At 70.4% G+C, this 22,765-nt stretch carries 23 protein-coding genes; 6 read left to right on the top strand and 17 right to left on the bottom strand.

Annotated elements, in window-relative coordinates:
• Positions 1 to 83 precede the first annotated feature (83 nt).
• Positions 84 to 941 (top strand): siderophore-interacting protein, encoded by an 858-nt coding sequence (locus ADL29_RS24635; protein WP_053925760.1) that lies wholly within the window; start codon positions 84 to 86, stop codon positions 939 to 941.
• Positions 942 to 1,096: 155 nt separating this feature from the next.
• On the opposite strand, the gene ADL29_RS24630 is transcribed toward ADL29_RS24635, so the two are convergent.
• Positions 1,097 to 1,759, bottom strand: coding sequence for a MerR family transcriptional regulator (locus ADL29_RS24630; protein WP_053925759.1), 663 nt, complete (start codon positions 1,757 to 1,759; stop codon positions 1,097 to 1,099).
• A gap of 191 nt (positions 1,760 to 1,950) precedes the next feature.
• On the opposite strand from ADL29_RS24630, the gene ADL29_RS24625 reads away from it, so the two are divergent.
• The 4 genes from ADL29_RS24625 (at position 1,951) to ADL29_RS24610 (ending at position 5,288) form a co-directional block, all read left to right on the top strand.
• Complete coding sequence (locus tag ADL29_RS24625) at positions 1,951 to 2,877, top strand: hypothetical protein (RefSeq protein WP_053925796.1); 927 nt, start codon at positions 1,951 to 1,953, stop codon at positions 2,875 to 2,877.
• On the top strand, positions 2,874 to 3,341 hold the full coding sequence (locus ADL29_RS24620; RefSeq protein WP_053925758.1) for an ABA4-like family protein: 468 nt from the start codon (positions 2,874 to 2,876) through the stop codon (positions 3,339 to 3,341). The genes ADL29_RS24625 and ADL29_RS24620 overlap by 4 nt, the downstream gene beginning before the upstream one ends.
• A gap of 37 nt (positions 3,342 to 3,378) precedes the next feature.
• A complete protein-coding gene (locus ADL29_RS24615) occupies positions 3,379 to 3,906 on the top strand; it encodes an ADP-ribosylglycohydrolase family protein (protein WP_053925757.1) in 528 nt (175 codons plus the stop codon).
• Positions 3,907 to 4,163: 257 nt separating this feature from the next.
• On the top strand, positions 4,164 to 5,288 hold the full coding sequence (locus ADL29_RS24610; RefSeq protein WP_053925756.1) for an LLM class flavin-dependent oxidoreductase: 1,125 nt from the start codon (positions 4,164 to 4,166) through the stop codon (positions 5,286 to 5,288).
• Between the two features lie 69 nt (positions 5,289 to 5,357).
• Here the strand turns inward: ADL29_RS24610 and ADL29_RS24605 are convergent, their stop codons facing one another.
• From ADL29_RS24605 to ADL29_RS24550, 11 genes are all read right to left on the bottom strand, one after another.
• Positions 5,358 to 8,177: a DEAD/DEAH box helicase gene (locus tag ADL29_RS24605; protein WP_053925755.1), complete on the bottom strand. Its 2,820-nt coding sequence runs from the start codon at positions 8,175 to 8,177 to the stop codon at positions 5,358 to 5,360.
• Between the two features lie 457 nt (positions 8,178 to 8,634).
• On the bottom strand, positions 8,635 to 9,591 hold the full coding sequence (gene tatC, locus ADL29_RS24595) for a twin-arginine translocase subunit TatC (RefSeq protein ID WP_211274383.1): 957 nt from the start codon (positions 9,589 to 9,591) through the stop codon (positions 8,635 to 8,637).
• Positions 9,592 to 9,652: 61 nt separating this feature from the next.
• A complete protein-coding gene (gene tatA, locus ADL29_RS24590; protein WP_046928900.1) occupies positions 9,653 to 9,946 on the bottom strand; it encodes a Sec-independent protein translocase subunit TatA in 294 nt (97 codons plus the stop codon).
• Positions 9,947 to 10,164: 218 nt separating this feature from the next.
• Positions 10,165 to 10,365, bottom strand: a complete 201-nt coding sequence (locus tag ADL29_RS24585; protein WP_046928899.1) for a hypothetical protein — start codon at positions 10,363 to 10,365, stop codon at positions 10,165 to 10,167.
• A gap of 16 nt (positions 10,366 to 10,381) precedes the next feature.
• Positions 10,382 to 10,642, bottom strand: coding sequence for a hypothetical protein (locus ADL29_RS24580; RefSeq protein WP_046928898.1), 261 nt, complete (start codon positions 10,640 to 10,642; stop codon positions 10,382 to 10,384).
• Positions 10,643 to 10,720: 78 nt separating this feature from the next.
• Positions 10,721 to 11,671, bottom strand: coding sequence for a helix-turn-helix transcriptional regulator (locus ADL29_RS24575; protein ID WP_053925752.1), 951 nt, complete (start codon positions 11,669 to 11,671; stop codon positions 10,721 to 10,723).
• Between the two features lie 17 nt (positions 11,672 to 11,688).
• Positions 11,689 to 12,657 (bottom strand): helix-turn-helix transcriptional regulator, encoded by a 969-nt coding sequence (locus ADL29_RS24570; RefSeq protein ID WP_046928896.1) that lies wholly within the window; start codon positions 12,655 to 12,657, stop codon positions 11,689 to 11,691.
• Between the two features lie 126 nt (positions 12,658 to 12,783).
• Positions 12,784 to 13,158: an FKBP-type peptidyl-prolyl cis-trans isomerase gene (locus ADL29_RS24565; protein ID WP_053925751.1), complete on the bottom strand. Its 375-nt coding sequence runs from the start codon at positions 13,156 to 13,158 to the stop codon at positions 12,784 to 12,786.
• 84 nt (positions 13,159 to 13,242) lie between these two features.
• Complete coding sequence (locus ADL29_RS24560; protein WP_053925750.1) at positions 13,243 to 14,226, bottom strand: FKBP-type peptidyl-prolyl cis-trans isomerase; 984 nt, start codon at positions 14,224 to 14,226, stop codon at positions 13,243 to 13,245.
• 160 nt (positions 14,227 to 14,386) lie between these two features.
• Positions 14,387 to 15,748 carry a Pup--protein ligase gene (gene pafA, locus ADL29_RS24555; RefSeq protein WP_053925749.1) on the bottom strand — a complete coding sequence of 454 codons (1,362 nt, stop codon included), beginning with the start codon at positions 15,746 to 15,748 and terminating at the stop codon, positions 14,387 to 14,389.
• 9 nt (positions 15,749 to 15,757) lie between these two features.
• On the bottom strand, positions 15,758 to 17,017 hold the full coding sequence (locus ADL29_RS24550; RefSeq protein ID WP_053925748.1) for an MFS transporter: 1,260 nt from the start codon (positions 17,015 to 17,017) through the stop codon (positions 15,758 to 15,760).
• A gap of 121 nt (positions 17,018 to 17,138) precedes the next feature.
• Here ADL29_RS24550 and ADL29_RS24545 point away from each other — a divergent pair, with 121 nt between their 5' ends.
• Complete coding sequence (locus tag ADL29_RS24545; RefSeq protein ID WP_053925747.1) at positions 17,139 to 18,227, top strand: LacI family DNA-binding transcriptional regulator; 1,089 nt, start codon at positions 17,139 to 17,141, stop codon at positions 18,225 to 18,227.
• Positions 18,228 to 18,268: 41 nt separating this feature from the next.
• Here ADL29_RS24545 and prcA read toward each other — a convergent pair whose 3' ends face one another.
• From prcA to dop, 5 genes are all read right to left on the bottom strand, one after another.
• A complete protein-coding gene (gene prcA / locus ADL29_RS24540; protein ID WP_053925746.1) occupies positions 18,269 to 19,150 on the bottom strand; it encodes a proteasome subunit alpha in 882 nt (293 codons plus the stop codon).
• Between the two features lie 66 nt (positions 19,151 to 19,216).
• On the bottom strand, positions 19,217 to 20,062 hold the full coding sequence (gene prcB, locus ADL29_RS24535; protein ID WP_053925745.1) for a proteasome subunit beta: 846 nt from the start codon (positions 20,060 to 20,062) through the stop codon (positions 19,217 to 19,219).
• A complete protein-coding gene (locus tag ADL29_RS46360; RefSeq protein WP_342671180.1) occupies positions 20,014 to 20,388 on the bottom strand; it encodes an endonuclease VII domain-containing protein in 375 nt (124 codons plus the stop codon). Before ADL29_RS46360 ends, prcB begins: the two co-directional genes overlap by 49 nt.
• Positions 20,389 to 20,621: 233 nt before the next feature.
• A complete protein-coding gene (locus ADL29_RS24525; protein ID WP_046928888.1) occupies positions 20,622 to 20,840 on the bottom strand; it encodes a ubiquitin-like protein Pup in 219 nt (72 codons plus the stop codon).
• Between the two features lie 213 nt (positions 20,841 to 21,053).
• Positions 21,054 to 22,565, bottom strand: a complete 1,512-nt coding sequence (dop, locus tag ADL29_RS24520; RefSeq protein WP_342671179.1) for a depupylase/deamidase Dop — start codon at positions 22,563 to 22,565, stop codon at positions 21,054 to 21,056.
• Positions 22,566 to 22,765 lie beyond the last annotated feature (200 nt).

Below are 22,765 nucleotides of genomic sequence, written 5' to 3'. Positions count from 1 at the left end.
TATGCCTACCCGACCAGAGGCCCTGCCCGCCCTGCGCCCCGCAGGCAGGTCCATCCATTCGGCGATCACGTCAGGGGAATGTCGTGGCAGCAGAGCGTCCGGCCCGTAAACAGCCCACACTGCACCGCGGCCGCGTGGTGCGCACCGAGCAGCTGAGCCCGCACATGGTGCGGGTGGTGCTGGGCGGTGCGGGCCTGGCGCGCTTCGCGGCGGGCGAATACACCGACCACTACGTCAAGCTGGTGTTCCCGCTGCCGGAGGTCAGCTACCCCGAGCCCTTCGACATGGCCCGGATCCGCGCCGACCTCCCCCGCGACCAGTGGCCCCGGACCCGTACGTACACGGTGCGCGCCTGGGACGCCGCGGCCGGCGAGCTGACCGTCGACTTCGTGGTGCACGGCGACGAGGGGCTGGCCGGTCCGTGGGCGGCCGGGGCGAAGCCGGGCGACGAGATTCTCTTCCTCGGCCCCGGCGGCGCCTACACCCCGGCCGCCGACGCCGCCTGGCATCTGCTGGCGGGCGACGAGAGCGCCCTGCCGGCCATCGCCGCCGCCCTCGCCCGGATGCCCGCCGGCGTACCGGTGCACGCCTTCATCGAGGTGGCCGGCCCGGAGGAGCGCCAGGAACTGACCGCCCCGGCCGGCGCCGAGATCACCTGGCTGTACCGCGGCGCCGCCCCGGTCGGCCGCGAACTCGTCGCCGCCGTACGGGAGCTGACCTTTCCCACCGGCCAGGTCCAGGCCTTCGTCCACGGCGAGGCCGGTTTCGTCAGGGAACTCCGCCGCCTGCTGCGCATCGACCACGGCATCCCGCGCGAGGCCCTGTCCATCTCCGGCTACTGGCGCACCGGCCATGACGAGGACGGCTGGCAGGCGTCCAAGCGCGACTGGAACCAGCAGGTGGAGGCGGAACAGGAAGCCGTTCCGGCGGGGGCTTCCTGACCCGGCGTCGCCCAACCGCTCTTCCACGGTGATGTCCTCGCAGACGAGGGTCACCCGCCCACCGGGATTCCCGTGCGCGGGCGAGAGGGATGCGCCGGACGGCGTTGTCGTGGGATCACCCGCACAACGGCCGAGACCCCTCCAGGTGGCGCGCGCTATCGGCCGCCCGCGCCCGGGGCCGCACCGCCTTCCGCGTCCTTCTCGTACCGACGGGCCGAGGCGTCCACATGCGCGAGTCGGCGCATCGCCATGAGGACCGCATCGCCCAGCACGGTCCCCACCACGACGCTCTCCACCAGCCCGTCGACCTCGGCGTTGCGCCCCACCCACGCCAGATCGGCGGCGGCCACCCGCTCACAGGCGTCGGCGTAGTCGTCCAGGACCTCCAGGAAATCGCCGCGCCCGATGCCCCGGAAGGCGGCCAGCGCGACGGCCATCGCCTCGGCGGACGGATGATCCGGGTCGGTGTGCCAGCCGCGACGGCGCACGAGCTCCGCGACCGTTCGCCGCGCCTCCTCCAGCCCCTCCGGCGCCACGGCGGACTTCGGGGTGATCGCCTCCTGCGCCGCGCCGAGCACCTTGTGCACCGGCCGCTCCGGCGAGTCGACGGCGGCCAGCACCTCGCGGACGGCCGAGACCGAGAGCCCCCCGACGTCCATCAGCCCCCGGATCAGCCGCAGTCTGCGGACATGACCGTCGTCGTAGCTGGCCTGGTTGGGGCTGGTCAGACGGCCTGCGGGCAACAGCCCCTCCCGGACGTAGTACTTGATCGTCGGGACCGCCACACCCGTCTCACGACTCAACTCCCCGATGCGCATCTGCCGCCCTTCCCTGTCCCCGGGCGCACGTCCCGGCGCCATGCGTCCCGGGTTCCGCCGACTCCCGGCCTTGCCAGTTCCTCCCTCCATCATAGATAGTCTCACTATCAGATAGCGGTAAGCTCTACTATCCATTGCGCTGGGGGATCCGCATGTCCAGATACCGTTCCCTGCTCGCCTTCTCCTGGGCGATGGCAGCAACGGCCGTCGTCTCGGCGGTGGGCCTCGTCGTCGACGACCGCGTCCTGGTCGGCTCGCCGATCTGGTTCAAGCCGTTCAAGTTCTCGTTGTCGTTCGCCGCCTACGGGCTCACGCTCGCCTGGATGCTGTCCCGGCGCACCGCTCCGAGCCGGGCCGGCCGGTGGGCCGCGCACTCCGTCGTGGCGTCCGGCCTCGTCGAAATGGCGGTCATCACCGGCCAGACCATCCGCGGCCGACGCAGCCACTTCAACACCGAAACCCCTCTGGACCAGGGCCTTTTCGTGGTCATGGGGGTCACCATCGCCGTACTGTGGACCGGCACACTCGTCATCGCGGTACTCCTCTTCCGGGCCCGCCTGGGCGACCGCGCCGCCACCTGGGCGATCCGGCTCGGGCTGCTGCTCGCGCTGGCCGGGCTGCTGCTCGGCGGACTGATGGTGCTGCCCACGCCGGAGCAGCTGGCCACGGACGGCGCCGTGCGCACCACCCTCGGCGCGCACAGCGTCGGCGTTCCCGACGGCGGCCCCTCCATGCCGCTCACCGGCTGGAACACCACCGGCGGCGATCTGCGCATCCCGCACTTCCTCGGCATGCACGCCCTCCAGGCACTCCCCCTCTTCCTGTACGGAATCGAGGCCCTGGCCACACGCTTCACCCGGCTGCGGGACGAGCGGGTACGGCTGCGTCTGGTGCTGGTCGCGGCCGCCAGCGCCACCGCACAGCTCGCGCTGGTGACCTGGCAGGCGCTGCGCGGCCAGGCTCTGGTCCACCCGGACGCGGCGACCCTCTGCGCACTCGGCGCCGTCGCGGCGGCCACGGCAGCCGGGACCTGCGCGGCCCTGCGGCGCCCGCACGACAGCGAGCCCGCCTCTCAACGCCCCGCTTCCACAACGGAATTCAAGGAGTTCACGGCATGACCAGCAGCGCCCTCTTCGATCTGGCCTTCTACCTCGCGGCACCCTTCTGGGCGCTGCTGATCCTCGCCCCCGGCCGACGGTGGACCGACCGGATCGCCGCCTCCCCGCTCCCGCTGGTGCCGGTCATCGCCGTGTATCTCGCCCTGGCCCTGCCGGTGTTCCCGCAGCTGTGGGCCGCGGTGAGCCGGCCCGACCTGGCCGGCTTCCAGGAGTTGCTGGCCCTCGACGACGGAGCCGGCGCGATCTGGGCGCAGGTCATCGCCTGGGATCTCTTCCTGGGCCAGTGGATGTACCGCGAGGCCCGCGCCCTCGGCATCCATCCGCTGGTGATGGGGCCGTTGCTGGTGCTGACCATCCTGCTGTCCCCCCTCGGCGTCCTGGCCTTCATCGGCATCCGCGCGGGGGTCCGGGCCCGGGCGCGACGACTCCCGTCCCGCGGCGAGCCGTCCCTCGCCTCCCGATAGCCTGCGGCAGGCGAACGGAACGGCCCCCCGGGGGATCATGCTCCGCGACGAACGGGCGCTCGGCGCCGTACTCGGCTCGGCCGTCGGCGACGCGCTCGGCGCGCCCTTCGCGTCCGGCGCGCCGGGGGCGTACACCGCACGCTTCCCTGACGGCCTCGGCGCGCCGCACGCGGGCGGCGGCTGGGACCGCGGCGAGGCCACCGACGGCATCCAGATGGCGGTGCTCACCGCCCGTTCGCTCCTCGAGCGCGGCGGCCTCGACCTCCCGGATCTCTTCCGCCGCTTCCAGCACTGGGCAGCGGCCTGCCCGGGCTCCGCACTCTGGGCACTGCGCACCACCGGCTCGTATGCCGCAGCGGTGCGCGCCGCGATCGACCTCGGTGGGGACACCGACACCGTGGCGGCGGTGACCGGCGGTCTCGCGGGAGCGGTGTACGGCGCGGCCGCGATCCCGCGGACCTGGCTGCGGCCGCTGCACGTACCGCTGCCGGGGTCCGGCGACACCGTGCTGCGGGTGCCGGAACTCACCGCTCTGGCGGATGAGTTGGTACGGGCCGGAAGCTGACCCGGGCCACCGGCGCCGCCAGCTCCCCCACCAGACACATTGGTTGACTGCGCATACATCTTTTTGTTCCACTGGGCACATGCGTCCTCAGCAGCGGCTGGTCACCCGCGACCACATCGACTTCGGCCGGGTGTGGTCGGCCTCCTGTTGCCGCTGACTTCTCCGTAGCACTCTCCTTCCCCTGCCGTACGGCAACTCCGTACGCCCGCATGCCCCCGCATGCCCCCGCATGCTCTACGAGAAGACGAGGCCACCCCATGCCTGTCGAGTTCCTCGGCATCGCCGCGACCCACGACGGATCCGAAGTCAGCCCCCGCTCCGGCGCGTCCTTCGACAAGGACTACACGCTGAAGCTGGCCCGCGCCCATGAGGAGTACGGCTGGGACCGGGTGCTGTTCGCCTACTCCTCCGGCTCGCCCGACCCTTCCCCGGCAGCCGCCTACATAGCCGCCCGTACCGAAACCCTGCAGCTCCTGGTGGCGCACCGCCCCAACGTCTCGTATCCGACGTTCGCCGCGAAGACCTTCGCCACGCTGGACCGGATCAGCGACGGGCGGCTCGCCGTGCACTTCATCACCGGCGGCAACGACCACGAGCAGGGCCGCGAGGGCGACACGCTCGGCAAGGACGAGCGCTACGACCGCACCCGCGAATACCTCCGTATCGTCAAGAAGATCTGGACCAGCCACGAGCCCTTCGACCATGAGGGCGCCCACTACCGCTTCCATGACTTCGTCTCGGACACCTTCCCCGTCCAACAGCCGCATCCGCAGGTGTCGTTCGGGGGCTCCTCGGCGGCGGCCTACGCGACGGGCGGCGCCGAGGCGGACATCTACTGCCTGTGGGGGGAGCCGCTGGCGGGGACCGCCGAGCAGATCGCCTCGGTCAAGGCGGCGGCGCGGGCGGCGGGCCGCAGCGATGTGCCCCGGATCCAGGTGGCCTTCCGGCCGATCCTCGCGCCCACCGAGGAGCTGGCGTGGGAGAAGGCGCACCGCACCCTGGAGCGGATCAACGCCCGTAAGGCGGGCGCGCCGCTCAACCGCCACCAGGGGCTGAAGAGCCCGGAGAACGCCGGATCCCAGCGGCTGCTCGCGGTGGCCGCCGCGGGCGAACGGCACGACCGGGCGCTGTGGACCCCGACCGCGGCGGCGACGGGCGGGGCGGGCAACTCCACCGCCCTGGTCGGGACGCCGGAAACCGTCGCGCAGGCGCTGCTGGACTACTACGACCTGGGCGTGGACATCATCTCCGCCCGGGGCTACGACCTGCTGGACGACGCCATCGACTTCGGGCGCCAGGTGATCCCGATCGTCCGCGAGGAGGTCGCCAAACGGGACGCCGAGCGAGCGGCGGAACAGCCGCAGCCGCAGCCGGTGGTGTAGCGGATACGACGGCGCCCGCCCCCCGGTACAGGGGAACGGGCGCCGTCATCGGCTCATCCGGCCGACGGCTCACCCCACCGACGAATACGCCACCACGCCCCGCAGCACGCCGTCCACGGCCTTACGGGCCGTCCGCGCCACCGTGCCGCCGGACGGGGCCGCCGCCGCGATCTGGCCGAGGATGTCGACCAGCTGCTTGCACCAGCGCACGAAGTCGCCGGCCGGCATCTCGGCCTCGCGCAGCACCTCGTCGAGGCCGAAGCCGGAGGCCCAGCGGTAGGCCGCCCAGGCGAAGCCGAGATCCGGCTCGCGCTGGCCGACGCCCTCCGCCTGATTGATCTTGTGGTCCTCCTCCAGGGCATCCAGCCGGCCCCAGATCCGGACCATCTCCCCCAGCGCGTCCCGCGCCTTGCCGGACGGCAGCTTGGGGGCCATCGCATCGTCCGCCTGCCGCGCCTCGTACACCAGCGCCGAGGCGCAGGCCGCGAGCTCCGGGGCGCTCAGCCCCTCCCAGACGCCGTCCCGCAGGCACTCGCTGGCCAGCAGGTCCAGCTCGCCGTAGAGCCGGGCCAGCCGCCGGCCCTCTTCGGTGACGGTGTCGCCCTCGAGGTAGTCCAGCTCGGTCAGCAGCGCACAGATCCGGTCGAAGGTGCGGGCGATGGTGTTCGTCCGGCCTTCGATACGGCGCTCCAGCTGGCGGGTGTCGCGCAGCAGCCGGTGATAGCGCTCGGCCCAGCGGGCGTGGTCCTCCCGCTCGGCGCAGCCGTGGCAGGGATGCGCGCGGATCTCCGTACGCAGCCGGCCGATCTCGCGGTCGTCGGCCGCCTCCGCACGCGGCTTGCGGTGCCGGGACGGTACGAGATGACCGGCCTTGGTGCGCAGCGCGGACGCCAGATCGCGGCGCGACTGCGGGCTGCGGGCGTTGAACGACTTGGGGATCCGCATCCGGTCCAGCGCCGTGACCGGCACCGGGAAGTCGATCGAGGCCAGCCGCTTGACCTGCCGCTCGGCCGTCAGCACCAGCGGCCGGGGGCCGTCCTGGGCGTCGAAACCGCGATGGCGGTCCGTACGGCCCGAGGGCATACCGGGGTCGAGGACCAGCGCCAGGCCCGCGTACTTTCCGGTCGGCACATGGATGACATCGCCGGGCTTGAGCTTCTCCAGCGCCGATGCGGCGGCCACCCGCCGCTGCGCCGCGCCCTGTTTGGCCAGCTCCGTCTCCCGGTCCTTCAACTCCCGCCGCAGCCGCGAGTATTCCTCGAAGTCACCGAGATGGCAGGTCATCGAGCCGCGGTAACCCGCCAGCCCCTCTTCGTTCTTCTGCACCTGCCGGGAGATCCCGACCACCGATTTGTCGGCCTGGAACTGCGCGAAGGACATCTCCAGCAGCTCCCGCGACCGGTGCCGGCCGAACTGGGAGACGAGATTGACCGCCATGTTGTACGACGGCTTGAAGGAGGAGCGCAGCGGATACGTCCGCGTCCCGGCCAGACCGGCCAGTGCGCCCGGGTTCATCCCGCGCTGCCACAGCACCACGGCATGGCCCTCGACGTCGATGCCACGGCGCCCGGCGCGCCCGGTGAGCTGGGTGTATTCGCCGGGGGTGATATCGGCGTGCTGCTCGCCGTTCCACTTCACCAGCTTTTCCAGCACCACCGACCGGGCGGGCATGTTGATGCCCAGGGCCAGCGTCTCGGTCGCGAAGACGGCCTTGACCAGCCCCTGGACGAACAGCTCCTCGACGACCTCCTTGAACGTCGGCAGCATGCCGGCGTGGTGCGCCGCGATGCCCCGCTCCAGGCCCTCCAGCCACTCGAAGTAGCCCAGCACATGCAGGTCGTCGTCCGGGATACCGGCCGTGCGGGCCTCCACTATGCGGCGGACCCGCTCGCGGCCCTCCTGGTCGTTGAGCCGCAGGCCCGAGTACAGGCACTGCTGGACGGCCTGCTCACAGCCGGCGCGGCTGAAGATGAAGGTGATCGCGGGCAGCAGGCCCTCGTTGTCGAGGCGCTCGATCACCTCGGGCCGGCCGGGCGTCCAGATCCGGGCCCGCTGGCGCCGCTCGCGCTCGCGGTCCGCCTCGCGCATGTTACGGCCGCGCCGCTTGTCCCGGCCGAACGTCGGGCGGCTGTTCTCCATCCGGGCCAGCCGCTCCAGGTCCGGGTTGACCTCGCGGCGGCCGCCGCCCTGGCCGCCGTCCCGCTCCTCGAACAGGTCGTACATCCGCCGGCCCGCGAGGACGTGCTGCCACAGCGGCACCGGCCGGTGCTCGGCGACGATCACCTCGGTGTCACCGCGGACCGTGTCCAGCCAGTCACCGAACTCCTCGGCGTTGGAGACCGTGGCCGACAGTGACACCAGGGTCACCGACTCGGGGAGATGGATGATCACCTCTTCCCAGACGGCGCCCCGGAAGCGGTCGGAGAGGTAGTGCACCTCGTCCATGACCACATAGCCGAGGCCTATCAGGGACTGCGAGCCGGAATAGAGCATGTTCCGCAGCACCTCGGTGGTCATCACGATCACCGGGGCCTCGGAATTGACGCTGTTGTCGCCGGTCAGCAGGCCGACCTTCTCGGGGCCGTACCGCTTGACCAGGTCCTGGTACTTCTGGTTGGACAGCGCCTTGATCGGGGTGGTGTAGAAGCATTTACGGCCCTGCTCGAGGGCCAGATGCACGGCGAATTCGCCGACGATCGTCTTGCCGGATCCGGTGGGGGCCGCGACCAGCACTCCCTTGCCGGCCTCCAGGGCCTTGCACGCGTCGATCTGGAAGGCGTCCAGATCGAAGTCGTACATCTCTCGGAAAGGGGCGAGTGCGGTGGCCTGCTCGGCCGCCCGGAGCTTGGCGGCGGCATAGCGCTCAGCAGGGGACATGTCCTCGGTCATCGTGCTTACGAGACTACCGGCCGCCTCTGACAACGACCGGATCTTTATCGGGCGCCTTCACCGGACCCTCAGGGGCCGGAACGCCGTAAGAACCCCCGTACCCACCGGACCGGGCGAAACCCCCTTCCGACCCCCCAAATCACCCTGCTTATACCCATCAAGATCATTCCGCATGTACCGCGGGAACCGATACGTCACGCCCCTGACCAGGCGCGACAGCCGCGGGCGGGACAGGAGCGGGCATTCCGCCCCCGTGACGAAGGGGACCGATGAACAAGTCCAAGGCAGCAACGGTGACCGCGGCGCTCGCCGTGACCGCGGTAGGGATCCCGATGGCGGCGGCCGGTCCGGCCGCCGCCGCGAGCTCGGAGTTCGGAGTTCGGAGTTCGGAGTTCGGCAAGTGCGTCTCCGCGACGTGGTACCTGAGCTCGCACTGGTTGGGTGCTCGCCTGTGTGCTCAGGTGACGTCGTCGTAGCCGCTGCGGCGCTCGGCGTCACTGCCGTCGGTCAGCGCCGCGGGCCCCGCCACCGGCTCCAGCTCACCGATGTCCTCGGGCGTCAGATCCAGTTCGGAGGCCTCGTCGTCGGCGGGCCCGGCCGCTTCCCGGCGCGTGCGGCGCAGGTCGTTGGAGAGCGCGATGCCGACCGCGACGAAGTAGAGCAGGGCGATGGGCAGGGCCAGCGCGAGCATGGTGAGCGGGTCCGTGCTGGGCGTGGCGATGGCCGAGAAGACCGTGATGGCCATCACCATCGCGCGCCACCAGCCCAGCATCCGCCTGCCGGTGATGATCCCGGCGAAGTTGAGCATGACCAGCAGCAGCGGCAGCTCGAAGGAGAGCCCGAAGACCAGCACCATGCGGGTGATCAGATCGAGCAGCTTGTCCAGCGGGACGAGGTTGCCGATGCCTTCCGGCGTAAAGCTGATCAGCACCTTCGCGGTGGTCGGCAGCGTCCAGTACGCGAAGTAGGCGCCGGCCGCGAACAGCGGGAACCCCGCGGCGGCGAAGGTCATCGTGTACTTCTTCTCGTGCCGGTGCAGACCGGGCGCGAGGAAGGCCCACAGCTGGTAGAGCCAGATCGGCGAGGCCAGCACGACGCCCGCCATCAGGGACACCTTCAGCGCCAGGGTGAACGGCCCGAGCAGGTCCATCATCACGATGCTGGCGCACCGGTCGTCCTTGCCCAGCTTTGCGACATCGGTGAAGAGCGAGTGACAGCCGACCGACTCCAGCACCGGCTTGGTCAGGAAGTTGATGATCGCTTCGTAGAAGAACGCCGCCACCACCGTCGCGACGATGATGGCCAGTACGCCCTTGGCGAGCCGGTTGCGCAGCTCACGCAGATGCTCCACGAGCGGCATCCGCCCCTCGGGGTCCTTCTCCTTGGCTCGCTTTTCAGGGGCAGACTTGCGCAACCCACGTCCTCATCTCATGCCACAGGCGGCGGCCCGGCCGCCGCCGCAGTCAAGCCCTCGGTCAGCGCTGCGCGGTGTGCTCGGGATCGGCGACGGGTCGCGCGCTGGTCACATCCCCCGGAGCGGCCTTGATGGTCTTGCGCTCGGCCTGCGGCTCATCGGCCTTCGGCGGGTCGGCGGGCGCGTCCTGCTGCTGGGCGGACTCGGACTTCATCGCCTTCGCCTCGCTCTTGAGGATGCGGGCGGACTTGCCCAGCGAGCGCGCCATGTCGGGGAGCTTCTTCGCGCCGAACAGAAGGAAGAGCACGCCGATGATGAGGACGAGCTCCATAGGGCCGATCTTTCCACCGAACATAAGGTCTACCTTCTCACCGAGGCGGCTGGGGATGGAACGAGCTGGACTTGGCCGGACATCCGTCCGCCCGCCGTACTTGCAGCGATCGTAACGCTCACGGGTGAATACGGGGCAACCCCTGTGCGCACTGCCGGTTGCGGGGCCGCGCCTCGAACATCGGCCCTGGGCAACAGCGTACCGTCCACGGGGAACAGCAGGCCGGTCCCGTACGCGGGAGGTCACTTCTTCGTAAGGTCCAGCGATGCGGCAAGCGGCGTGGCCGCCCGCTCGAGATCCTCGGCGGCCCGCTGGATCCGCGCCGACGCCGCCCCGACCTGCCGGGCGAGCCGCCGCACCTCGACGAAGACACGGACGGCGAGGACGCCCAGCACGGCGATCCCGAGGAAGCCGAGGGCAACAGCGATCATGGGCCAGAGCATGCGGCGAGCCTACCGGTCAGCGGGTGTGCAGCCGCAGGGTGCGCACCCCGCCGCCGGTGAGCAGCTCCACGATCCGCTCACCGGCCGGCCGGCGCGCCGAACGGCCGCAGTCGGGGCAGGTGAAGGCGTAGAAGGTGGTGCGCCGGCTGGCGCCGATGGCCAGCCGGAAGGCGTCCGAGGCCAGTTCGAAGCGGGCCCGGCAGTGCGGGCAGGCCGCCTTGAAGAGCACCGGGACGGTGGTCGCCGCCCTCGTGGTGGTCGCTCTCGTGGTCGTCATCCTTCGCTGCCTCCTCCTTACGGTGATCGCCGATCCCTCACAGCGTCCGGTGCACCGCCGGTGCCGGCCGCGCCGCGCTCACTCGCCGTACGCCGCGAGGGCCGCGCCCGCCGCCCGCCGGGCGCTGTCGGCGAGCGCCTGCGGCGCCACGATCCGCCCGTCCCTGCCCAGCCGCAGCGCGAGGCGCCGCAGCGACGCCGGGTCCGGCGTGCGCAAGGTGATCCGCAGCCCGCCGTCGGGCAGCTCCTCTGCGCTGTCGTGCGGGTAGTACTCGGCGACCCAGCGGCCGCCGGGCCCGACCTCGATGCACACCTCGGGATCCTCGGCCGCGGGCTGGACCAGGCCCTCCGACAGATCGCGCAGCTCGATCGGCGGCGGATCGGCGGGCGCGTCCAGCAGCTTGATCTCCGCGACCCGGTCGAGGCGGAAGGTGCGCCGCGCCTCGGAGAGCCGGCACCAGGCCTCCACGTACGTGTGGCCGACGGCAAAGAGCCGGATCGGGTCGACCTCGCGCTCGGTCAGCTCGTCGCGGGCCGGGGAGTAGTAGCGCAGCCACAGCCGGCGCCGCTCGGCGATGGCGCGGTCCACATCGGCGAAGACCCCGCCCTCGGACTCGAAGGTCACCGAGAGCCGGGAGCTGGCACCGGCCGCCTCGCCGGCCGCCGCCTCCAGCTTGGCGGTGGCGCGCAGCAGCGCCTGCCGGTCGCCCTCGCGCAGACCGGGCAGGGTGGCCACCGCGCGCGCGGCGACCAGCAGGGCGGTGGCCTCGTCGGCGGCCAGCCGCAGCGGCTCGGCCACGTCGTCGGGGTTGTGCCACCAGATGCGGTCGCCGTCGGTGTCGATGTCCAGCAGGTCGCCGCCGCGGAAGCTCGTCCCGCACATCGGCAGGACGTCGAGGTCGGCGATCAGCTCGTCCTCGGAGATGCCGAAGGCGCGGGCGACATCGCCCACGCGCGCGCCGGGGCGCTCGCGCAGATAGGTCACCAGGGACAGCATCCGGCGGGTCTGGTCGATCGCGTTCGTCGCCATGGGTCTCGGTATCCCTCTCAGCCCTTGGCCACGGCGCGCAGCCGGTCGATGACATCGGCGCGCAGTTCGGCCGGCTCCAGCACCACCACATCGGGCCCGAACTCCACCAGCCAGGCGTCGAGTCCGTGCCCGCTGGGGATCTCCAGCTCGTCCCAGCCGTCGCCGAGATCCCGTACGGTCAGCGCGCGGGCCCGCAGCGGATAGCCGTGGTCGGCACGGAGCTTGATCCGGGCGGTGCCGGTGGCGGTCTCCCCCGCCCAGCTCTCGACGGTCTCCCGCACGGTGACGTGGTCGGGCACCGGCGCGGTGAACGCCCCTTGCCGGGAACGGACCTTGCCGGTGATCCGGGAGAGCCTGAAGACCCGCTCGGCCTGACGGCCCCGGTCCCAGCCGGCGACGTACCAGTGGCCGCGCCAGCACTCGAGGATCCACGGTTCGACATGGCGCTGCTCGGGGCGGGCGGCGTTGGCCTTGCGGTAGTCGAAGACCACCGGACGGCGGTCGCGGCAGGCCAGCATCAGCGGTTCGAAGGCGGCTTCATGGGCCGGGATACGCGGTTCGAGCGCGCTGTGCGGCGCCGCGTCCTCGTACTCCTCGCCGTCCCCGGCCAGCGGCATACCGGCCGCCCGCAGCTTCTGCAGCGCGCCGCTGGCGGCACCGGCGAGCCGGGCCTGCTGCCAGATCTTGGCGGCGAGCCCGAGGGCCGCGGCCTCCTCGGCGTCCAGGGTGATCGGCGGGAGGCGGTTGCTGTCGCGGCGGGCGAGGTAGCCGACCTCGCCGTCGATGGCGTCGACGGTCTCGATGACCAGCCCGAGCTCGCGCAGATCGTCCTTGTCCCGCTCGAACATGCGGTTGAAGGAGTCGTCGGTGCTCGCCTCGATATAGGCCTCGATCGACGACCTGAGCTCACGCTTGGTCAGCGGGCGTCGCGTCCCCAGCAGGCACAGCGCCAGATTCATCAGCCGCTCGGCCTTGGCAATGGCCATCGACGCCCTTTCTCGTGGAACTCCCGAGCGCTGACCGTACCGCTCGGGGTGCTCCGGGCAAAGCCGAGGGCCCCGGCCGTCCCGGCCGGGGCCCTGCGGGTGCGCCGTACGCCGACGCGGAAGGCCTCAGACGGCGACCAGGTCGCAGACGAAGATCAGCGTCTCGCCCGGGGCGATCTTGCCGCCGCCGGCGCCGCGCTCGCCGTACGCGAGGTGCGCGGGGATGGTCAGCCGGCGGCGGCCGCCGACCTTCATGCCCTGGATGCCCTTGTCCCAGCCGGTGATGACCTGGCCGGCACCCAGCTGGAACTCCAGCGGCGTGCCGCGGTTCCAGCTCGCGTCGAACTCCTCGCCCGTGCTGAACGCCACGCCGACGTAGTGGACCTTGACGAAGTCCCCGGCCTTGGCGACCGGCCCGTCGCCCTCCCACAGGTCCACGATCTCCAGGTCCTTGGGAGCCGGGCCGTCAGGAAAGTCGATCTCGGGCTTGTCGATGCTCACGAATGTGCTCCTACTTACGAATCTTTACGACTACCGCGCCAGTCTCGCAGATCTTGCCGTACCTGCCGCTCCGAGCGGGCCGGGTCAGGCCGTGCCGACGATGTCGACCACGAAGACCAGGGTGTTCTTCCGCAGCTCGCTCTGCGGGTTCGTCCCGTAGGCCAGCTTCGGCGGGATCACGATCTCCACCCGGTCACCGATGTGCTTGCCGACCAGCGCCTTGTCCCAGCCCTGGACGACGCTGCCGGTCCCGATCTGGAACGCGGTCGCACCACCGTGGTTCCAGGACGAGTCGAACTGCTTGCCGTCCTCCCACTTCACACCGGTGTACTGCGCGATCAGGCCCTGGCCGGCCTTCACCTCGGCGCCCTTGCCCTTGATCAGGACCTGCTCCTTGAGGTCCTTGGGGGCCTTCTCGCCCTTGGGGATGGTGATCGTCGCCGCCTTGGCGCCCTCGGCCTTCACCTCGGGCATCCCGCTCTCCGGCGCCGCCTGCTCGCCCTCGGCCTTCGCCTTCTTGTCCAGCTTCTTCGCGGCGGCCACATCCACGACCCACACCAGGCCCTCGTCGGGCTGCAGACCGAGCTGTGCGGCCACCGCCTCGCCGTACGCCGTCTTGGCGGTGGTCTCCACCTCGATGCGGCTGCCGACCTTCTTCCCGGCCAGCGCGTTCAGCACCTTCGGCGGCATCGTCGGCTGGGTCAGCTGGTCGGTGAGCTCGGCGACGATCTGCCGGTGCGGCTCCCCGGGCTTCGCGGCCGGCTCCCAGGTGCTGTCGATGCGCTGGCCCTTCATCGTCTGCGCCGCGACCTCGAGCCGGACCACATCGCCCTTCTTGACGGCCTGTCCCTTGCCCGTCACCAGGGCCTTGGTGACGACCTCGTCGGACGCCTTGGCATCCTTCGGAACCGTGATCTTGGGCTGCGCCCCCGGCTTGCCCGTGACCTTGGCCACGGCCTCGGCCGACGAAGCCTTGCTGTCGTCGGACCCGCAGGCGGCGGTGAACAGGAACAGGGGCACGGTCAGCGCGGCCGCGGCCGCACGACGGGTGTTCTTCGTGAGGTTCATCAGTCCAACTCGGGCTCGGGGGGTGGGTGGGCAGTGCCCGCCACTCTACGACCTGTCCCTGTGCGCGTTACCCGCAGCAACACAGCGGCCCTCCCCGCAGGCGCACACAAATGTGCCGGGAGCGCAGGCGCTCCCGGCACACCATCACACTTCCCGCCGGTCACATCCCGGCGATCAGCTTCTCCACTCTGTCGTCCACCGAGCGGAACGGGTCCTTGCACAGCACCGTGCGCTGCGCCTGGTCATTGAGCTTGAGATGCACCCAGTCCACGGTGAAATCGCGGCGCTGTTCCTGGGCCCGCCGGATGAAATCGCCGCGCAGCCGGGCACGGGTGGTCTGCGGCGGCACCGATTTGCCCTCGAAGATCTTCAAGTCATTGCAGATCCGGGCCGCTTGCCCCTTCCGCTCCAGGAGGTAGTAAAGACCCCGGCGACGGTGAATGTCGTGATACGCGAGGTCTATCTGCGCCACGCGCGGGTGAGACATCGTGATGTTGTTCTTTGCGCGATACCGCTCGATGAGCTGATGTTTCATCACCCAATCGATTTCGGTCGCGATACGGTCCAGCTCCTGGTCCCGGACCGCCTCGAGGGTACGGCCCCACAGTTCCAGAACCCGCTCGACGGTACCCGTACGGATTCCGCGGCGATCGCAGAAATCGACGGCCTTTTCGTAGTACTCCTGCTGCACTTCCAGCGCCGAGGCCTCCCGCCCGCTGGCGAGGCGCACCTTGCGCTGGCCGGTGATGTCATGGCTGACCTCGCGGATGGCCCGGATCGGGTTCTCCAGCGTCAGATCGCGCATGACCGTGCCCGCCTCGATCATGCGGAGCACGAGATCGGTGGCCCCGACCTTGAGCAGCATGGTCGTCTCGGACATGTTGGAGTCGCCGACGATGACATGCAGCCGGCGGTAGCGCTCGGCGTCCGCATGCGGCTCGTCCCGGGTGTTGATGATCGGCCGGGAGCGGGTCGTCGCGGAGGAGACGCCCTCCCAGATGTGCTCCGCACGCTGGCTGACGCAGTACACGGCGCCGCGCGGCGTCTGCAGCACCTTGCCCGCACCGCACAGCAGCTGACGGGTGACGAGGAACGGAATGAGGATGTCCGCGAGCCGGGAGAACTCACCGTGCCGGGCGACGAGATAGTTCTCGTGGCAGCCGTAGGAGTTTCCCGCCGAATCGGTGTTGTTCTTGAAGAGATAGACGTCGCCCGCGATTCCCTCCTCGTGCAGGCGGCGTTCGGCATCGACGAGCAGGCCTTCGAGAATGCGCTCACCGGCCTTGTCGTGGGTGACCAGCTCGGTCACGTTGTCGCACTCGGGTGTTGCGTATTCCGGATGCGATCCCACGTCCAGGTACAGGCGGGCGCCGTTCCGCAGGAAGACATTGCTGCTGCGGCCCCATGACACAACACGGCGGAAGAGGTACCGCGCCACTTCGTCAGGTGACAGTCGGCGCTGTCCCCTGAACGTGCACGTGACGCCGTACTCGTTCTCCAGCCCGAAAATGCGGCGGTCCATGACTGAACATTACGCCTGACGGCCTGCTCTGAAACCGGGTTCGACGGCCCCGTTCCGATCATTTTCCGCCGGGGCCGCACCCGCCTTGGGCTGCACCGGATCCCCGAGAAATCGCTTCGTCGACAAAAGGACGAGCAGTGCGGCGATCCCTCCGGCGCCGGCAACCGCGAATCCCGCCGCCGAGCCGCCGCCCTCCACCGCGGGGCCGACCACCGAGTTGCCCACCGCCGAGCCGACTCCGAACGTCGTCACCAGCCAGGAAAACGCCTCCGTCACCGTGCCGTTGGGAGCATGCCGGTCCACCACCACGAACGCACAGGCCAGCGCCGGCGCCAGAAAGAGCCCGGCGACCCCGGTCAGCGCCGTCATCCCGGCCACGCCGGGGGCCAGCGCCAGCGGCAGGTACCCCAGCGCCAGCAGCCCGATGAGCAGCCGCAGCCGGCCCTCCGGCCGTCCCGGCCACTCGCGGGCGCCGTAGACGATGCCGCCGATCAGCGCGCCGACGCCCAGCGCGGAGAGCAGCCAGCTGGAGACCATCCCCCCGCCGTGCTCATCGGCGTACGCCACCGCCGCCACCGCTATCGACCCCAGCGCGAGCCCCACGAAGAAGAACGCCCCGATCAGCACCAGCAGGCCGGGCGAGCGCAGCGCCCCCAGCCAATGCGCCTCGCGGGGCTCGCTGCGCCACTGCCGGGACGGCTCGGAGACGACGACGGAGAGCGCACCGAGCACCCCGATCGCGTTGATGACCAGCAGCGCACCCCCCGCCGACCAGGCCGCCACGCACAGCGTCACCAGCAGCGGGCCGACGGCGAACATGACCTCCTGCGCCACCGCGTCCAGCGCGTACGCGGCATGCACCTGGTCCGGCCGCCTGAGGACCCCGGGCCACAGGGCCCGCAGGCCGCCCTCCAGCGGCGGGGTGAAGAATCCGGCGACCACCATGGCGGCGCAGGCGGCCCACAGCGGATCCAGGCCGACGGCGGCCAGCAGCGCCATGCCGAGGGCGGAGAGCACCGAGGCGGGCAGCATCACCCGCGGCTGGCCGTAGAGGTCCACCGCCCGGCCGAGCAGCGGCTGGCCGATTGCGTTGCAGACGCCGTAGACCGCGGAGAGCACCCCGGCGAGGGCATAGCTGCCACCCTCGGCGCGGACGAACAGGACCACGGCCAGCGCCGCGGTGGCGTTCGGCAGCCTGCCGACCAGCGTTCCCGTCAGCAGCCGCGCCGCATGCCGGGTTTTGAGCAGCTCCGCATATCCCGTGGCCATCACCGCCCCCTTCCGTCCGGACCGGCCGGACGTTTTACGTATAACTTCCGGCGTTATACGTATCATGGCGCCAACCCGCGGTCCACCCCGCACCGGCCGCACACAAGGAGTGACACACCCGGTGACCAGCCACGAGGCCACGCCGCCCCCCGGTGCGAGCAACGGCTCCCCCGGAGCGGCCCGCATCACCAGCCGGGACGTCGCCCGCGCCGCCGGGGTCTCCCAGGCCGCCGTCTCCCTCGTCCTCGGCGACAAATGGCGCGGCCGGGTCTCGGAGACCAAGGCCGAGGCCGTACGGACCGCCGCCCGCGAGCTCGGCTACCGCCCCAACCTCGCCGCCCGCAGCCTGCGCATGGGCCGCACCCGCACCGCGCTCCTCGTCGTCCCGGCCCTGACCACCGAATTCTTCGCCCGCGTCTACACCGGAGCGGCCCGGATCGCCGCCGACCACGGCTTCGGCGTCGTCCTCTACCCCTCCCCCGAGGGCATCGGCCCGGCCCGCGACCCCTTCGACTCCGCGGCCGCCACCCTCGACGGCGTGATCGCCTCCTCCATGGCCGCCGGAGCCCTCACCGCGCTCCGCGACGCCGGCCTGCCCCTGGTCATGCTCGACAGCGATCCCGACGACACCAGCGCCACCGCCACCGTCAATCTCGATATCGCCGACGGCGCACGGCAGTTGGCAACCCACCTCACCGCCCTGGGCCACCGCCGCATCACCCACCTCGCGGCCGACATCGACTCCTGGACCTTCGCCCTCCGCGGCCACGCCGTCACCGAGGCGCTGGCCGCCGTCCCCGGCACACTCCTGCGACGTCAGCCCTCCGCCCTGGGCGTCGACGCCGGCCTCCGGGCCGCGCACACCGCGCTGACCGCCCCCGGCCCCCGCCCCACCGCCCTGCTCTGCGACGACGACATCATCGCCGCCGGCGCCTGCAAGGCCGTACGGCGCCTGGGCCTGCGCGTCCCCGAGGACATCTCCGTCACCGGCTTCGACGATCTCGCCCTCTCGGTGGCCGTCGAACCGGAGCTGACCACCGTACGGCTGCCCGCCGAGGAATTCGGCGAAGCCGGCATGCGGGCCCTGATGACCGTGCTCGACGGCGCCCGGCCCGCGCCCGCCACCCTCCCGGTCACACTGATCAGCCGCGGCTCCACGGCCCCGCCGCCGGCCGGCGCCCACAACACCGCGCGCCCCGGCGGGCAGTGACCCACCGGGGCGCGCAAAAAGACCGGAACTCTCCTGCGGGACTACGCGTCGTCCGACGTCCCCTCAGAGCTCTCCGAGCCCTCCGAAGACCCCGAACCGGCGTCCGGCTTACCGGACTTGGCGCCCGGAGCGCCGGACTCTCCGGCCGCCCCTCCGGCGTCCGCGGCCGCCTCGTCCCCGGCATCCGCATCACCGTCCGCGGACTTCCCGCCGTCGCCCGCGCCGTGCTCATCCAGCAGCCGGGACAGCTGACGGCCCAGGATCCGCTTGAACTTCCGCTGCTGCGGCCGCGTACGGTCCAGCGTCGCCACCTCGAGCTGCTCCGCGGTCAGCGTGCGCTCACTGCCGTTGGTGTCCCGCGACAGCGACTCCACTGCCAGCTTCAGCGCCTCGCCCAGCGTCATGCCCTCACGGTGCCGCTGATCCAGATAGCTGCTGATCTGATCGGCATTGCCGCCCACCGCGACCGAACCGTGCTCATCCACGATCGACCCGTCATGCGGCAGCCGGTAGATCTGATCCTCCTCCGGGGCATTGCCCACCTCGGCGACGATCAGCTCGACCTCGTACGGCTTCTCCGCGGCGCTCGAGAAGATCGTGCCGAGCGTCTGCGCATAGACATTCGCCAGACCGCGCGCGGTCACATCCTCGCGGTCGTAGGTGTACCCCCGCAGATCGGCGTAGCGCACCCCGCCGATCCGCAGATTCTCGAACTCGTTGTACTTGCCGACCGCCGCAAAGGCGATGCGGTCATAGATCTCGCTGACCTTGTGCAGGGCGCGGGAAGGATTCTCGGCGACGAAGACCACGCCGTCGGTGTACTGCAGCACCACGACACTGCGGCCGCGCGCGATGCCCTTGCGGGCGTACTCGGCACGGTCGGCCATGGCCTGCTGGGGTGAGACATAGAACGGCGTCGACACCGGCTATCCGTCCCTTTCTGTCAATGGCTCTCTCACTGGCGAAGGCATCACGGATCATCCGTCCCGTCAGAGCAGCGCGGCACGCGGGCCGTCGGGCTGGTCGAGGCGGCGCTCGTGAATGGCGCGGACGATCTCCGACACCTCGGCCTCGGTCAGCTTCCTGAAGCCGTCCTCGGTGATCACCGTCACGATCGGATAGATCCGCCGGGCCAGATCCGGCCCGCCCGTCGCCGAGTCGTCGTCCGCCGCGTCGTACAGCGCCTGGACGACGGCCGTGGCGGCCTGATTCTCCGTGAAGTCGTCGCGGTAGAGCTTCTTGAGGGCACCGCGGGCGAAGACGGAACCGGAGCCCGTCGCCGCGAAGCCGTGCTCCTCGGAGCGCCCGCCGGTGACGTCGTACGAGAAGATCCGGCCCTTCTGGCGGTCCACGTCCCAGCCGGCGAACAGCGGCACGACCGCCAGGCCCTGCATGGCCATCCCGAGATTGCCCCGGATCATCGTCGACAGGCGGTTCGCCTTGCCCTCCAGGGAGAGTTGGGCGCCTTCCACCTTCTCGAAATGCTCCAGCTCCAGCTGGAACAGCTTGACCATCTCGACGGCGAGCCCCGCCGTGCCGGCGATACCGACCGCCGAGTACTCGTCCGCCGGGAAGACCTTCTCGATGTCCCGCTGCGCGATCACATTGCCCATCGTCGCCCGGCGGTCACCGGCGAGCACCACACCGCCGGGGAACGACGCCGCCACGATGGTCGTCCCGTGCGGCGCCTCGATGGCCCCCTGCACGGGCGGCAGCGGCCGGTTGCCCGGCAGCAGCCCGGGCGAATGCGCCCCGAGAAAGTCCATGAACGACGAGGACCCAGGCGTCAGGAAGGCCGCTGGCAGACGCCCGGTGCTTCGAGTGTTGGCTTCCACACGTTTCCTTCCAGATATGCGATGGCCCGGCGTATGGCGTCGGGGTCATCTCCCAACTTGCCGAGTGCCGAGTTGCAGTTGAAGCACAGTACGCCTCGGACCTTACCCGTCTTGTGGCAGTGATCCACATGGACGGGCTCGGAGCTCTGGCAGATCGGGCAGAGCCCGTTCTGATCGGCGATCATCACATCGCGCTGGGCCACCGTGATGCCGTACTTGCGCTTGAAATTGCTCTCGCGGTTCCGTTCCGCCCTGCAAGATCGGCAGTAGCTTGCCCAGCCGTCCGACGACGACCTGTTGCGTTCCCACTCGTTGTGCGATTTCACTTCACGGCACTGCGGGCACCGCTTGAGTCCCCGAGGCACAGGCACCTTCTCGCGGACCGTTCGCCCCTCGGCTGCCTGGCGCTGCCGGTAGTACTCCGCAGAGCACTCCCGGCAGTACGCCTGCAGCCCGCCATTCATCGACTTGTTACCGGAGAATGCGCCTCTGGACAGCGTCCGCTTGCACCGTGAGCAGCATTTCCGTCCCCCCGAACTCTTCATGTCCGCTTTGCCGCCTATTGTCCACCTTTTTGAACAAATGACCGGACAAAGTCCTCTGCGTTCTCTTCGAGTACGTCATCGATTTCGTCGAGGACGGAATCGACGTCATCCGACAATTTCTCCTGGCGCTCCTTGAGATCCTCCGAAGCCTGCGCATCCTGCGCCTGCTCCTCGACCTCTTCCGTGGAACGCGTGGCCTTCTGCTGCCCGCCGCCGCTGTCCTTGGTCGCCATGTCCCTCACCCCGCTCGGTTCGCCCGCTCGATGTGACCTTGCTCGATGTGACCTTCAAGATCCGACCCTACAAGCAGGGTCCGACATCGGCCCCGCACTTGGTGCAACGTCCGGGAGTCCCCCAGATCATTCCCGCACTGCGGCCGTTTCAGCCCCGGATCGGCCCTCGATCGGCATGAATCTGTCATGCACCCTTCCCCGGCCCGTCGCACGTCAGCGGCCGGAAAGCGTCCTGACCAGGTCCTCCGCCGTACGGCAGCGGTCCAGGAGCTCCTTGACGTGCTTACGGGTCCCGCGCAGCGGCTCCAGGGTGGGGACGCGTTGCAGGGAGTCACGGCCGGGGAGGTCGAAGATGACCGAATCCCAGGACGCGGCCGCGACGTCGTCGGCGTACTGCTCCAGACAGCGGCCACGGAAGTAGGCCCTGGTGTCCTCAGGGGGCTTCAGCCGGGCCCTCTGGACATCGGGCTCGTCCAGGAGGCGCTTCATCTTGCCGCGGGCCGCCAGACGGTTGTACAGGCCCTTCTCGGGGCGTACGTCGGCGTACTGCAGGTCGATGAGGTGCAGCCGCGCCGCGTCCCAGTCGAGGCCGTCGCGGCGGCGGTAGCCCTCCATCAGCTCGCGCTTGGCGACCCAGTCCAGCTCGCCCGACAGGCTCATCGGGTCGTTCTCGAGCCGTCCGAGCACGTCCTCCCACCTGGTCAGGACGTCCTTGGTCTGCTCGTCCGCATCCGCTCCGTAACGGTCCTCGACGTATTTGCGGGCCAGCTCGAAGTACTCCATCTGCAGCTGTACGGCGGTGAGCGTGCGGCCGCTGCGGAGCGTGATCAGGTGTTGCAGGGTGGGGTCGTGGGAGACGTGGTGGAGGGTGCGTACGGGCTGGTCGACGGCCAGGTCGACGGCGATGAAGCCGTCCTCGATCATGGACAGGACCAGGGATGTCGTGCCGAGCTTGAGGTAGGTGGAGATCTCGGAGAGGTTGGCGTCGCCGATGATCACGTGGAGGCGGCGGTATTTCTCCGCGTCGGCGTGGGGCTCGTCGCGGGTGTTGATGATGGGCCGCTTGAGGGTCGTCTCGAGCCCGACCTCCACCTCGAAGTAGTCGGCGCGCTGGCTGAGCTGGAAGCCGTGCTCGTGGCCGTCCTGGCCGATGCCGACCCGGCCGGCGCCGGTGACCACCTGGCGGGAGACGAAGAACGGCGTCAGATGGCGCACGATGTCCGAGAAGGGGGTCTCCCGCTTCATCAGGTAGTTCTCGTGCGTGCCGTAGGAGGCGCCCTTGTTGTCGGTGTTGTTCTTGTAGAGGTGGATGGGCTGGGCGCCGGGTACCTGGGCGGCCCGCTCGGCGGCCTCGGCCATGATCCGCTCGCCGGCCTTGTCCCACAGGACGGCATCGCGGGGGTTGGTGACCTCGGGGGCGCTGTATTCGGGGTGGGCGTGGTCGACGTAGAGCCGGGCTCCGTTGGTGAGGATCACATTGGCCAGGCCGATGTCCTCGTCGGTGAGCTGGCTGGAGTCGGCGGCCTCGCGGGCGAGGTCGAAGCCGCGGGCGTCCCGCAGCGGGTTCTCCTCCTCGAAGTCCCAGCGAGCCCGTCGTTCCTGGTGCATCGCGGCCGCGTAGGCGTTGACGACCTGGGACGAGGTGAGCATGGCATTGGCATTCGGGTGGCCCGGTACGGAGATCCCGTACTCCGTCTCGATCCCCATTACTCGCCGTACGGTCATGCGGCCCTCCTTGCCCGGCGGCGCCCCCGGATGGGGTCGGCGCTCAAGTACCGCTGCGCTTCCGGTCCGTGTGCGTTCCCCGCTCCCGCACAGCGTGACGCGGCGGTATGGACGAGCCTAGAACGCCTTTGCGGCGCTGGGGAGATCATTACAGTCATTGCTCCAGTCCGGTTTTCCCTGGTCCATCGCACTCTTGACGG

This window comes from Streptomyces chattanoogensis (genome assembly GCF_001294335.1).
GTDB classification, from domain to species: domain Bacteria; phylum Actinomycetota; class Actinomycetes; order Streptomycetales; family Streptomycetaceae; genus Streptomyces; species Streptomyces chattanoogensis.
The sequence above is the reverse complement of the archived record's forward strand: the minus strand, read 5'-3'. Positions and strand labels throughout refer to the sequence as shown.